At 69.2% G+C, this 13,588-nt stretch carries 5 protein-coding genes, 1 tRNA gene and 1 rRNA gene; 1 reads left to right on the top strand and 6 read right to left on the bottom strand.

What is annotated here, in order from left to right; all coding sequences use genetic code 11:
• Positions 1 to 73: 73 nt before the first annotated feature.
• The 3 genes from ACFWPS_RS46635 to ACFWPS_RS46625 form a co-directional block, all read right to left on the bottom strand.
• Positions 74 to 2,824, bottom strand: a complete 2,751-nt coding sequence (locus tag ACFWPS_RS46635; protein WP_383718369.1) for a DNA translocase FtsK — start codon at positions 2,822 to 2,824, stop codon at positions 74 to 76.
• Positions 2,825 to 2,948: 124 nt separating this feature from the next.
• The gene (locus ACFWPS_RS46630; protein ID WP_089104437.1) at positions 2,949 to 3,629 is read right to left on the bottom strand and encodes a two-component system response regulator; all 681 of its coding nucleotides are present in this window, start codon (positions 3,627 to 3,629) and stop codon (positions 2,949 to 2,951) included.
• A 274-nt stretch (positions 3,630 to 3,903) separates the two neighbouring features.
• Positions 3,904 to 9,360 carry a HAMP domain-containing protein gene (locus tag ACFWPS_RS46625; protein ID WP_383718366.1) on the bottom strand — a complete coding sequence of 1,819 codons (5,457 nt, stop codon included), beginning with the start codon at positions 9,358 to 9,360 and terminating at the stop codon, positions 3,904 to 3,906.
• A 398-nt stretch (positions 9,361 to 9,758) separates the two neighbouring features.
• Between ACFWPS_RS46625 and ACFWPS_RS46620 the strand changes: the two genes are divergently transcribed.
• Positions 9,759 to 12,515, top strand: coding sequence for a SpoIIE family protein phosphatase (locus tag ACFWPS_RS46620; RefSeq protein ID WP_383718363.1), 2,757 nt, complete (start codon positions 9,759 to 9,761; stop codon positions 12,513 to 12,515).
• A gap of 59 nt (positions 12,516 to 12,574) precedes the next feature.
• On the opposite strand, the gene ACFWPS_RS46615 is transcribed toward ACFWPS_RS46620, so the two are convergent.
• The 3 genes from ACFWPS_RS46615 to rrf all read right to left on the bottom strand — a co-directional run.
• Positions 12,575 to 12,650 (bottom strand) — tRNA-Thr (locus ACFWPS_RS46615).
• 76 nt (positions 12,651 to 12,726) lie between these two features.
• Positions 12,727 to 13,389, bottom strand: coding sequence for a DegT/DnrJ/EryC1/StrS family aminotransferase (locus tag ACFWPS_RS46610; RefSeq protein WP_383718429.1), 663 nt, complete (start codon positions 13,387 to 13,389; stop codon positions 12,727 to 12,729).
• Between the two features lie 113 nt (positions 13,390 to 13,502).
• Positions 13,503 to 13,588: ribosomal RNA gene (gene rrf, locus ACFWPS_RS46605) — 5S ribosomal RNA — on the bottom strand; the annotation flags it as partial.

The following is a 13,588-nucleotide window of genomic DNA, read 5'->3' as shown; positions in this document are numbered from 1 at the left end:
CGACGATCCCTAACGGGTGGATCACGACAACGACTCCTCCCGGTCTACAGGCGCCCGTAGCCCTGAGACAGACCTACCCCTCGGACTCCCCACGGATCACAGCAAGCACTCCATCCAGCTCATCAGGTTTCACCAGAACGTCGCGCGCCTTGGACCCCTCGCTCGGCCCGACCACGCCCCGCGACTCCATGAGGTCCATGAGCCGGCCGGCCTTGGCGAAGCCGACGCGCAGCTTGCGCTGCAGCATGGACGTGGAGCCGAACTGCGTGGAGACGACCAGCTCGGCCGCCTGGCACAGCAGGTCGAGGTCGTCGCCGATGTCCTCGTCGATCTCCTTCTTCTGCTTGGTGCCCACCACGACGTCATCCCGGAAGACCGGCGTCATCTGGTCCTTGCAGTGCTGGACGATCACCGCGACCTCCTCCTCGGTGACGAACGCGCCCTGCATACGGGTCGGCTTGTTCGCCCCCATCGGCAGGAAGAGCCCGTCGCCCTTGCCGATGAGCTTCTCGGCGCCGGGCTGGTCGAGGATGACGCGGCTGTCGGCGAGCGAGGAGGTGGCGAAGGCGAGCCGGGAGGGCACGTTCGCCTTGATGAGACCGGTGACCACGTCGACCGACGGACGCTGGGTGGCGAGCACCAGGTGGATGCCGGCCGCCCGCGCGAGCTGCGTGATGCGCACGATCGAGTCCTCGACGTCGCGCGGGGCCACCATCATCAGGTCCGCGAGCTCGTCGACGATCACCAGCAGGTACGGGTACGCCTGGAGCTCGCGCTCACTGCCCTCGGGCGTCTTGAGCTTGCCGTCGCGGATGGCCTTGTTGAAGTCGTCGATGTGCCGGTAGCCGAACGCGGCCAGGTCGTCGTAGCGCAGGTCCATCTCGCGGACGACCCACTGGAGCGCCTCGGCGGCCCGTTTCGGGTTGGTGATGATCGGCGTGATCAGGTGCGGGATGCCCTCGTAGGCGGTCAGCTCGACCCGCTTGGGGTCGACGAGGACCATCCGCACGTCCTCCGGGGTCGCCCGCATCATCACCGAGGTGATCAGACAGTTGATGCAGGACGACTTGCCGGAGCCGGTGGCGCCCGCGACGAGCATGTGCGGCATCTTCGCCAGCGAGTGCATGACGTAGCCGCCCTCGACGTCCTTGCCGAACGCGACCAGCATCGGGTCGTCGTCCTCGGCAGACTCGGCGAGCCGCAGCACGTCTCCGAGGTTGACCATCTCGCGGTCGGTGTTGGGGATCTCGATGCCGACCGCGGACTTGCCGGGGATCGGGCTGATGATCCGCACGTCCGGGCTGGCGACGGCGTACGCGATGTTCTTGGTCAGCGCGGTGATCCGCTCGACCTTCACGGCGGGGCCGAGTTCGACCTCGTAGCGGGTGACCGTCGGCCCGCGGGTGAAACCGGTGACGGCCGCGTCGACCTTGAACTCCGAGAAGACGTTGGTGAGCGAGGCGACCACCCGGTCGTTGGCCTCACTGCGCGCCTTGCCCGGGCCGCCGCGGGTGAGGAGGTCGAGCGACGGCAGCGAGTAGGTGATGTCGCCGGAGAGCTGGAGCTGCTCGGCGCGCGGCGGTAGGTCGCGGGGCTCCTCGGGTGCCGGTTTGGTCAGGTCCGCGACGACCGGCTCGACCTTGAGCCGCTCCTGCTTGGGCCGCGCGGCCGGCACCGGACTCGGACTCGGGCTCGGCGCCGGCACGGGCGTCGGCGTGGTGTCCTCACGGTCGCCGACGCTGACGCCCTGGGTGAGGTCGGCGACGAGCGGCGAGGGCGGCATGCCGTGCAGGACGGCGCCGTCGAGCGCGGCCGCGGCGGCCGCCGCGACGTCCACGGCGTCCATCTGGCGGCCCAGCTCGGGCTGCGGGACGGCGGAACGCCGCGGGCGGCCCCGGCGCTTGGCGAGTGCCTCCTGCTCGGCGCCGTCGGGGTCGTAGTCCCGGGGGGCGCCGGGGCGTCTGCGGGAGCGCGCGGGCAGCGCCTGGCGCCACTGCTCGTCGTAGCGCTCGTCGTCCTCGCCGTACTCCGGGTACTCGTCGGGCTCGGGGTCGTGCAGCAGCCCCAGGCGCACGCCGAGCGCCCGCAGCCGCTGCGGGATGGCGTTCACCGGGGTCGCGGTGACGACGAGCAGCCCGAAGACCGTGAGCAGCACCAGCAGGGGTACGGCGAGGACCTCGGTCATGGTGTACGTCAGCGGGGTCGCCGCCGCCCAGCCGATGAGGCCGCCGGCGTCCCTTATGCCCTGCATGCCGTCGCTGCGGGCGGGCGAGCCGCACGCGATGTGGACCTGGCCGAGCACGCCGATGACCAGCGAGGACAGGCCGATCACGATACGGCCGTTGGCCTCCGTCTGCTCGGGATGGCGCATGAACCGCACTGCGATCATCGCGAGCAGTATCGGCACCAGCAGGTCGAGACGGCCGAAGGCGCCGGTGACGAGGATCTCGACCAGGTCGCCGACCGGACCGCGCAGATCGGCCCAGGTACCGGCGGCGACGATCAGGGCGATGCCGAGCAGCAGCAGGGCGACGCCGTCCTTGCGGTGCGCGGGGTCCAGGTTCCTGGCTCCCTGTCCTATGCCGCGGAAGACGGCCCCGACGGCGTGCGCGAGACCCAGCCAGAGGGCGCGCACCAGGCGGTAGACGCCCCCGGTGGGGCTGGGCGCCGGCTTGGGTGCCGGCGCGGACTTCTTCGCCGCGCTCCTCTTGGCGGGCGCCTTCTTGGCCGGTGCTTTCTTCGCGGCGGCCTTCTTCACCGGAGCCTTCGAGGGAGCGGCCTTCTTCGCGGGCTGCTTCTTGGCTGCCGAGGGACGTGAGGCCATGGGTGTGAGATTACCGGGGGAGACGGCAGGGGACACGCGTGCCCACTGCTTCACCCGTTCGTGTCGCCTTGGCCGGGGCACGAAACTGACGCGCGCTCATGGGCAACTGTGGCCGCCGTCGCGGTCAGTTCTGCGACGGCAGCGCTGCCGCGCCGCCGCCCGTGCCCGGTTCGAGGGCATCGAGCGCCCGGCGCAGACCGGTGAGTTTGCGCTCCAGATGAGCCGCCGTGGCCACCGCGGCCGCGTCCGCGGACTCGTCGTCCAGCTGCTTGGAGAGCGCCTCGGCCTGCTCCTCGACGGCCGCGAGCCGGGCGGACAGCTCGGCGAGCAGTCCCGCGGACTCCTTGCCGGCGACCGCACCCTTGCCGCCGCCCTCCAACTGGAGCCGCAGCAGCGCTGCCTGCTCGCGCAGCTGGCAGTTCTTCATGTACAGCTCGACGAAGACCGAGACCTTGGCGCGCAGCACCCACGGGTCGAAGGGCTTGGAGATGTAGTCGACCGCGCCTGCGGCATAGCCCCGGAAGGTGTGGTGCGGACCGTGGTTGATGGCCGTGAGGAAGATGATCGGGATGTCCCGGGTCCGCTCCCGCCGCTTGATGTGCGCCGCGGTTTCGAAACCGTCCATGCCCGGCATCTGGACGTCCAGCAGAATGACCGCGAAGTCGTCCGTGAGCAGTGCCTTGAGCGCTTCCTCCCCGGACGATGCCCGCACCAGTGTCTGATCGAGCGCAGAGAGGATGGCCTCCAGCGCCAGCAGATTCTCCGGCCGGTCATCGACCAGGAGGATCTTGGCCTTCTGCACCATGGCCCGCCCTCCTCGCCCCGGATGTGCACCGGGCGCCGCCCCAGGGGACGACTCCCTTTCGCCGCCCGTCCTTGTGCCGGTCATGGTAGCCGCACCCCGCCTGTCGCCACACCCTGTCACCGCGATGTCACTGTGCACGTAGCAGAAACGCAGCCGGAGACCAGAAGGTTCCCCCAATCCCGCACTTCTACACGGGTTCCGCCACCGTGAGTCAGCAACTCCCCGTGCACACGGAAGGTTCCCGAAACGTTCACATCACACCCGACCGTTCCGGTCACTCCTCGCGCATCCACTGCTCCATCACCGCCAGAAGGTGATCGGGGTCGACCGGCTTGGTGACGTAGTCGGAGGCGCCCGACTCGATGGCTTTCTCCCGGTCGCCCTTCATCGCCTTCGCGGTGAGCGCGATGATCGGCAGCCCGGCGAACTGCGGCATCCGGCGGATCGCCGAGGTCGTCGCGTAGCCGTCCATCTCGGGCATCATGATGTCCATCAGAACGACCGCGACATCGTCGTGCTGTTCCAGGACCTCGATGCCCTCCCGGCCGTTCTCGGCGTACAGCACCGACAGGCCGTGCTGCTCCAGGACGCTGGTGAGCGCGAAGACGTTGCGGATGTCGTCGTCGACGATCAGCACCTTCTCGCCGCCGAACCGCATGCCCCGGCGCGGCTGCGGCGCCAGCGCCTCCTGCTCGGCCAGCACCGGCCAGGCCTCGGCCACCGGAGCCCCCCGACGCCGGCGCCGGAAGAGCGCTGCGGCGCCGTTCTGGGTCTCCTGGTACGACTTCACCTCGGCCGGCGTCTCGATCTCCACGCCGGACAGCTCCGAGGCGTGGTTCTGCGAGGCGACCAGGTCACCGGCCTCCAGCTGGGGCACGGACTGCTGGTAGCCCTGCGGCGGCAGCTCACTGGGGTGCAGCGGCAGGTACAGCGTGAAGGTGGAGCCGCGGCCCGGCTCGCTCTGCGCGTGGATCTCACCGCCGAGCAACTGCGCGATCTCCCGCGAGATCGACAGCCCGAGGCCCGTACCGCCGTACTTGCGGCTGGTCGTGCCGTCGGCCTGCTTGAACGCCTCGAAGATCACCCGCATCTTGCTGGCCGCGATACCGATGCCGGTGTCGGTCACCGAGAACGCGATCAGCGGGGCGTCCGGATCACTGAGCGAACCGGCCTCGAGCAGTTGTTCCCTGATCCCCACCGGCACAGCGCTGCCGGCCGGCCGGATCACCAGCTCCACCGAACCGGAGTCGGTGAACTTCACCGCGTTCGACAGCAGGTTGCGCAGCACCTGAAGGAGCCGCTGCTCGTCGGTGTGCAGGGTGGCGGGCAGCTCCGGCGAGACCCGTACCGACAGGTCGAGGCCCTTCTCCGCGGTCAGCGGCCGGAAGGTGGCCTCCACGTAGTCCACGAGCTGGACGAGCGCGATACGCGTCGGGGAGACGTCCATCTTGCCCGCCTCGACCTTCGACAGGTCGAGGATGTCGTTGATCAGCTGGAGCAGGTCGGAGCCGGCACCGTGGATGGTCTCGGCGAACTCCACCTGCTTCGGCGAGAGGTTGCCCTCGGCGTTGTCGGCGAGCAGCTTGGCCAGGATCAGCAGCGAGTTGAGCGGGGTCCGCAGCTCGTGCGACATGTTGGCGAGGAACTCGCTCTTGTACCGCATGGATACGGCGAGTTGCTCGGCACGCTCCTCCAGGACCTGCCGGGCCTCCTCGATCTCGGTGTTCTTCACCTCGATGTCGCGGTTCTGCTGCGCCAGCAGCTCGGCCTTCTCCTCCAGTTCGGCGTTGGACGCCTGGAGGGCCTTCTGCCGGTTCTCCAACTCGGCCGAGCGCTCCTGGAGCTGCTCGGTCAGCTCCTGCGACTGCTTCAGCAGCACCTCGGTCTTGGTGTTGACGGAGATGGTGTTGACGCTGGTCGCGATCATCTCGGCGATCTGGTTGAGGAAGTCCTTCTGGATCTGTGTGAACGGCGTGAAGGACGCCAGCTCGATCACGCCGAGCACCTTGCCCTCGAACAGCACCGGAAGCACGATCACCTGCGCCGGCGGAGCCTCGCCGAGCCCGGAGGAGATCTTCAGATAGCCGGTGGGCGCCTTGTCCACCAGGATCGTGCGCTTCTCCTTGGCCGCCGTGCCGATCAGAGCCTCACCGGGCCGGAACGACGTCGGCATGGAGCCCATCGAGTAGCCGTACGACCCGAGCATCCGCAGCTCGTAGGCGTCCTCGGCCTCGGCGCTCGCGTCCTTGCCGTCGACCAGGGGCATCCCGAAGAAGAACGCACCGTGCTGCGCGGAGACCACCGGCGTCAGCTCACTCATGATCAGCGAGGCCACGTCCGCCAGGTCGCGGCGGCCCTGCATCAGCGCGGAGATACGCGCCAGGTTGCCCTTGAGCCAGTCCTGCTCCTGGTTGGCGACCGTGGTGTCACGCAGGTTGGCGATCATCTTGTTGATGTAGTCCTGGAGTTCCTGGATCTCGCCGGCCGCGTCCACGTCGATCTTCAGGTTCAGGTCACCGCGGGTCACCGCGGTCGCCACGCGCGCGATGGCACGTACCTGCCGGGTCAGGTTCCCGGCCATCTCGTTCACGGACTCGGTGAGGTCCCGCCAGGTGCCGTCGACGTCACGCACGCGTGCCTGGCCGCCCAGCTGCCCCTCGGTGCCCACCTCGCGGGCGACTCGGGTGACCTCCTCGGCGAAACTCGACAGCTGGTCGACCATCGTGTTGATCGTCGTCTTGAGTTCGAGGATCTCACCACGGGCGTCAATGTCGATCTTCTTGGTCAGGTCACCCTTGGCGATGGCCGTGGTGACCATCGCGATGTTGCGCACCTGGCCGGTCAGGTTGGACGCCATCTGGTTCACCGACTCGGTGAGGTCCTTCCACGTACCCGCCACACCCGGCACGTGCGCCTGGCCGCCCAGGATGCCGTCCGTACCCACCTCACGGGCCACCTTGGTGACCTGGTCGGCGAACGAACTCAGCGTCTTCACCATCTGGTTGATCGTGTCGGCGAGCTGGGCAACCTCACCGCTCGCCTCGATGGTGACCAGCCGGGTCAGGTCGCCGTTGGCGACCGCAGCCGAGACCTGGGAGATGTTGCGCACCTGCGTGGTCAGGTTGTTGGCCATCAGGTTCACGTTGTTGCTGAGGTCCTTCCAGATACCCGTGATACCCGGAACGTGCGCCTGACCGCCCAGGATGCCCTCGGTACCCACCTCACGGGCCACCCGGGTCACCTGCTCGGCGAAGGACGACAGCTGGTCAACCATGGTGTTGACCGTCGTGACGAGCTCAAGGATCTCGCCCTTCGCGTCAACAGTGATCTTCTTCGACAGGTCGCCCTTGGCGACCGCGGTCGTGACCTCGGCGATGTTGCGCACCTGGATGGTCAGGTTGTTCGCCATGAAGTTCACGGACTGGGTGAGGTCCTTCCAGGTGCCCGCCACCCCCTGCACCTCGGCCTGGCCGCCGAGGATGCCCTCGGTACCCACCTCGCGCGCCACGCGCGTGACCTCCTGGGCGAACGACGACAGCTGGTCGACCATCGTGTTCAGGGTGTTCTTCAGCTCCTGGATCTCACCGCGCGCGTCCACGGTGATCTTCTGGGAGAGGTCACCGCGGGCCACCGCGGTGGCGACCTGCGCGATGTTGCGCACCTGGGCCGTCAGGTTGCCGGCCATGCCGTTCACGGAGTCGGTCAGGTCCCGCCACACACCGGCCACACCGGGCACCTGCGCCTGACCGCCCAGCCGTCCTTCCGTACCCACCTCCCGGGCCACCTTGGTGACCTGGTCGGCGAAGGCGGACAGTTGATCAACCATCGTGTTGATCGTGTTCTTCAGCTCGAGGATCTCGCCGCGCGCGTCGACGTCGATCTTCTGGGACAGGTCGCCCCGCGCCACCGCCGTCGTCACCTGGGCGATCTGCCGCACCTGCGAGGTCAGGTTGCCGGCCATGAAGTTGACGGAGTCCGTCAGCTCCTTCCAGGTACCCGAGACTCCGTCCACGCGCGCCTGACCGCCGAGGCGGCCCTCGGTGCCCACGTCCCTGGCCATGCGCGTCACCTGGTCGGCGAAGCTGGAGAGCTGGTCGACCATCGTGTTCACGGTGTTCTTCAGCTTCAGCATCTCGCCGGAGACGTCGACCGTGACCTTCTGCGACAGGTCGCCGTTGGCCACCGCCGTCGTCACCTGGGCGATGTTGCGCACCTGGCCGGTGAGGTTGCGGAATGCAGTGTTGACGGAGTCCGTCAAGTCCTTCCAGGTACCTGCGGCTCCGGGCACCTGTGCCTGGCCGCCCAGCTCACCCTCGACACCGATCTCCCGGGCCACGCGGGTGACCTCGGCACCGAACGACGACAGTTGATCAACCATGCCGTTGACGGTGTTCTTCAACTCCAGCATCTCGCCGGCCACGTCGACCGTGACCTTCTGCGAGAGATCACCGTTGGCCACCGCCGTCGTCACGGCGGCGATGTCGCGCACCTGGGTGGTCAGGTTCCGGAAGACCGTGTTGACCGAGTCCGTCAGGTCCTTCCAGGTACCCGCCGCACCCGGCACGTTCGCCTGCCCGCCGAGCCGGCCCTCGCCGCCGACCTCGTTGGCCACGCGTGTGACCTCGTCCGCGAAGATCCGCAGCGTCTCGGTCATCTGGTTGATCGTCTCGGCGAGCTGCGCGACCTCACCGCGGGCCGGGACGGTCACCTTGCGGGACAGGTCACCGTTGGCGACCGCGGTGGTCACCTCGGAGATCCCACGGACCTGGGCCGTCAGGTTGCCGGCCATGGTGTTGACGGAGTCGGTGAGTTCCTTCCACGTACCGGCCACACCGGGCACGTTCGCCTGGCCGCCCAGGATGCCGTCGGTGCCCACCTCGCGGGCGACCCGGGTCACCTCGGAGGAGAACGCGGACAGCTGGTCCACCATCGTGTTGACGGTTTCCTTCAGCTCCAGCATCTCGCCGGCGACCTGAACCGTGACCTTCCGGGACAGATCACCCTTGGCAACCGCCGTCGTCACCAGCGCGATGTCCCGCACCTGCGCCGTCAACCGGTACGCCATCGTGTTCACCGAGTCCGTGAGGTCCCGCCACGAACCGGACATACCACGCACCCGGGCCTGGCCGCCCAACTTGCCCTCGGTGCCCACCTCGCTGGCCACGCGGGTGACCTCGTCGGTGAACGTCGACAGCTGGTCGACCAGGTTGTTGACGGTCCGCCCGACCTTCAGGAACTCACCGCGCAGCGGATGCCCGGCCCCGTCCGCCGACGGCGACCGCAGCTCCATGCGCGGCGACAGATCGCCCTCGGCCACCGCCGTGAGCACCCGGCCCACTTCGGAGACCGGCCGCACCAGGTCGTCGACGAGAGCGTTGGAGTTGTCGATGGCAGCCGCCCACGAGCCCTCGCAGGCGCCCGTCTCCAGCCGCTCCGTGAGCTTTCCCTCACGTCCGACGACCCGCCGCACCCGGGACAACTCACCCGTGAGGTGGAGATTGCGGTCGGCCACCTCGTTGAAGACCGCCGCGATCTCCGACATCACGCCGTCCCCGGACACCGTGAGCCGCTTGCGGAAGTTGCCGTCCCGCATCGCCAGGAGCGCCACCAGCAAGCGGTTCAGGGAAGCCGTGTCCACCGCGGTGGTCCCGTCACCGCCCCGCTGCCTGCTCAGGGACGGTCCGCCCTTCGCGCGCGCCTTAGTGCCCCGCGCCGCTGCGCCAGACTCCACTGTGTCCCTCCCGCAGGGGTCGACCGTTACTGCTGTGCTCGGACACCGCCATACTCGGCGTACCGCTTACTTCGGCGTACCAGTTACTGCTGCGTAGTTCTGCCAGATGAGATCCGGCCACACCAGGGGCTGTTGCCCGCCATACACGGAATGCACTCAGGCTGACCGGACCTTCATCAGAAGCTTGCCCAGTGTTTCACCCTGGCCGAACCAGGCCATAACAGTTCGGCAGCTTCGCACATCGTCCGCACACCCTGGGGGCGTAAACACTGGCGACCGGCATCCGCTCGGACGGCGAAGGTAAGTAACCTTGCATGCGGCTGTCCAGCCGCACCGGTCCGTCCGGCCTGGGCGGTGGCACGAGAACGAGCGGGCATTCGGAGGGGCGGCCGCAGACCATGACCACCGGAGTGATCCCCGGGGGACACAACCCGGAGCCACGGCCCACAGGCGAGCGCATGCCGCAGCAGCGGCACCAGCCGACCGGCCAGGGAAGCCCGCATGTCGAGACCCGGTCGAGGAGTTCTGTGATCACCGCGCGCGCGGCCGCCAGCTTCGAGCCCGTGGGGCGATCGGTCGCGACCGCCCGGTCCTTCGTCCGCGACACCCTCCAGGGCTGGGGCTTCGCGGACGTCGTCGACGACGCCGTGGTCCTCACCAGCGAACTGGTGACCAACGCGGTGGTGCACGCCGGCACCCACGCCGACGTGCTGTGCCTGCGCACGGACGACGGAGTCCGCATCGAGGTCTCCGACCGCTACCCGGAACGCGAGGTCCCGCTCCAGGGCTCCGCCGTCAACATGGGCAGCCCCGACCGCGAGGGCGGCCGCGGACTCCAGCTCTGCGCGGCCCTCGCCACCCGCTGGGGCGTCGAGTACACGTCCACGCACAAGAATGTCTGGTTCCAGCTCGACCTCCCCGAGCGCCCGGTGGGCACCCGCGCCGCCGGACCGTCCCTCCCGGCCGACCTGCTGCCCCTCGCCGACGGCCGGGTCCGCGTCGCGGTCGTCCAGATCGACCGCAAGGGCTCCATCTCGGCCTGGAACGAGGACGCCGAGGAGATCTTCGGCCACACCTCGGGCGAGGTCACCGGCAAGCCCCTCACCGACCTCGCCGCCTGGCCGCACACCCCCGGCACCGGCACCGGTATCGCCGAGGCCCTCCAGCTCTCCCGCTGGGAGGGCAGTTACGGCATCCGCGGCGCCGACGGCCGCGTGACCCCCGTCTACGCCTCGCACCTGAGAGTCCGCGACACCGGCGGCGAGCCCTCCACCGTCTGCCTGCTCGTCCGCGACCACGAACGGGCCGTCCTCCAGACCCCGTTGCGCGTCCCCGCCTCCGATACCGGCGGCGCCTCCGACGGCCAGAGCAGCGACCCCTTCGAGGTGTTCATCGGCTCCCCGGCCCCGGACGACCTCGACGGCCTCCTCCAGCGCACGGTCGAGCGCGCCCGCGACATGCTCGACGGCGACTCCGCGTTCCTGCTCCTGGCCACCGACGACGAGACCGAGCTGGAGGTCCGCGCCTCCACCGGGCTCCCGTCCGCCCGTCAGCGCTTCGCGCGCGTGCCCGTGGAAGCCGGCCCCGGCCGCTACGGCTCGGCCCGTATGCCGGCCGTACACGACGATCTGGCGGCCGTTCCGGGCGCGGTCCCCCTCCTGGCAGGCACCGGTATGCGATCGGTCGTCACCGTGCCGCTGAAGGTCGAGGGCCGCCTGACCGGCTCCCTGGGCGTCGCGGCCGAGGCCCCGGGCAGATACTCCAACGAGGAGGCGCTGCGCCTCCAGTTCGCCGCCGACCGCATCGCCCTGGCCGTCGAGTCGGCCCGCCTGGGCGAGCTGGAGCGGCTGCGCCGCGGCTCGCTCAGCTTCCTCGTCGAGGCCTCCGACCTGCTCGCCGGCACCCTGGACCGCGACCAGACCCTCGCCCTGATGGCCCAGATGACGGTCCCGACCCTCGCCACCTGGTGCGCGGTCTACACCATCGCCGACCAGGCCTCCGACCCGTACCTGTCGTACGTCCTGCACGAGGACGAGGAACTCATCGACGGCATCAAGTCGTTGCTCTCCAAGGTGCCCCCGCCGGACCCGGTGCCCACACCCGGCGCCCGCGTCTGGACGGCCCCCGGCGAACACGCCCACCAGGCCGCCCTGCGCAGCTCCATGCGCAGCCTCGGCCTGACCGGCGGCCCCACCCGCCAGGTCTCCGCCGGCATCGGCCCGACGCTCGCCACGGCCTCCGCCGTGGGCGGCGAGACAGTGGTCCTCCCCCTGGTCGCCCGCAACCGCGTCATCGGCATGCTCACCCTCGGCAAGCCCACCGACGAACACTTCCGCCAGGAGATCCTGGAACTGGCCGAGGACCTCTCCCGCCGGGCCGCCCTGGCCCTGGACAACGCCCGCCTGTACTCGGAGCGCACGGCCATCAGCCAGGCCCTCCAGCGCAGCCTCCTGCCCCCGGGCACCCCGCACATCGAGGGCATGGAGGTCGAGGTCATCTACCGCGCGGCCGGCGAGGGCAACGAGGTCGGCGGCGACTTCTACGACGTCTTCCCGATCTCCGACAACGCGTACGGCTTCGCCATCGGCGACGTCTGCGGTACGGGTCCCAACGCGGCCGCCGTGACCGGTCTCGCCCGGCACGCGCTCCGCCTGCTGGCCCGCGAGGGCCTCAGCGGGCCGGCCGTCCTGGAGCGCCTCAACTCGGCCATCCTGGACGAGGGAGCCCGCAGCCGCTTCCTGACCCTCCTGTACGGCGAGATGCGCCCCCAGGAGGACGGCAGCGCGGAGATGAAGGTGGTCTGCGCCGGCCACCCGCTCCCACTGCGGCTGCGCCAGGACGGCACCGTGGAGGCGGCGGCCGAACCGCAGCCGCTCCTCGGCGTCATCGAGGACCTGGAGCTGTACGAGCAGACGGTCACCCTCGACCCGGGCGACGTCCTCCTCTGCGTCACGGACGGCGTGACGGAACGCCGGGAGGGCACGCGCATGCTGGGCGACGACGGCCTCGCGGACGTTCTCACGACCTGTACGGGCCTCACGGCGGGCGCGGTCGCCGCACGCATCATGCGCGCGGTGGAACGCTTCGCGTCGGACGCCCCGTCGGACGACATGGCGATCCTCGCGATGCGGGTCCCCGGCCTTCAGAAGGACTGAGAGGGACGGGGAAAGAGGGCGTGAAAAAGGCCCCGCCCTTACGGGCGGGGCCTTTTGACTGGAGCCCCCAAACGGAATCGAACCGTTGACCTTCTCCTTACCATGGAGACGCTCTGCCGACTGAGCTATGGGGGCCTGTTGCCTTTTCGAGGTTTCCCCCGCCGCAACGGAATAGATCATACCCCGAACAGGCCCGAGTTCCCAAACTCGTTCAGAAGGCGGGCTGAAGCAGTCCACCGAGGGCATTGCAGGCGGACACGATCCGCTGCATCTCCCGCTTCGTCAACGCTGCGTCCACGGGCAACGCGAGCGTCTCGTCCGCGGCCACCTCCGTCTGCGGCAGCGAGACACAGCGCCGGAATTCCGGCAGTCGGTGCACCGGCGTCTTCACCGGTACCCGGCAGTCAACTCCCTTGCCCCGCAGGGCCCGAGCGAAAGCATCCCGGTCGGGCCGGCCGTTCCCCGGCACCCGCACCACATACTGCTGGTAGGTGTGCCCGTCACCGCCGTCGGGCGTCCGCACACCGCGCAGCTTCGCATCGAGATAGGCGGCCCGCTGCCGCCGCTGCGCGATCTCATCGTACGGGGCCTCGGACTCGCCTTGCTCCAGCACCAGCAGTCCGTGCCGCTGCCCCAGCTCATGCAACTGCCTGATGCCGGCCCACCGCCCAAACCTGTGTACGACAACCACCGCCGCAGAGCGGGCAGTTATCGCCGCTTCCACGGCCGTCGCGTCGAGGCAGTAGGTCACCGGATCTATGTCGGCGAACACCGGAAGCGCACCGGCCAGTGTCACGGCCTCGGCGACTTCGACGTTCCCGAAGGCCGGCACGATGACCTCGTCGCCCACTCCGACACCGGCGGCCCTGAGCATTGCAGCAGTACCCATGCTGGGATGCTCGGCGCGGAACGTGAACGACACGTTACGCAGAACAAAAAAGGGTTGGACCCGGAACCGAAGTTCCAGATCCAACCCTTTCAATATTTGTTCGGCGGTGTCCTACTCTCCCACAGGGTCCCCCCTGCAGTACCATCGGCGCTGTAAGGCTTAGCTTCCGGGTTCGGAATGTAAC

Origin of the sequence: Streptomyces sp. NPDC058457 (genome assembly GCF_042720695.1) — a bacterium.
GTDB lineage: Bacteria > Actinomycetota > Actinomycetes > Streptomycetales > Streptomycetaceae > Streptomyces.
Note: the sequence above shows the minus strand (reverse complement) of the source record. Positions and strands in the feature narration are given on the sequence as shown.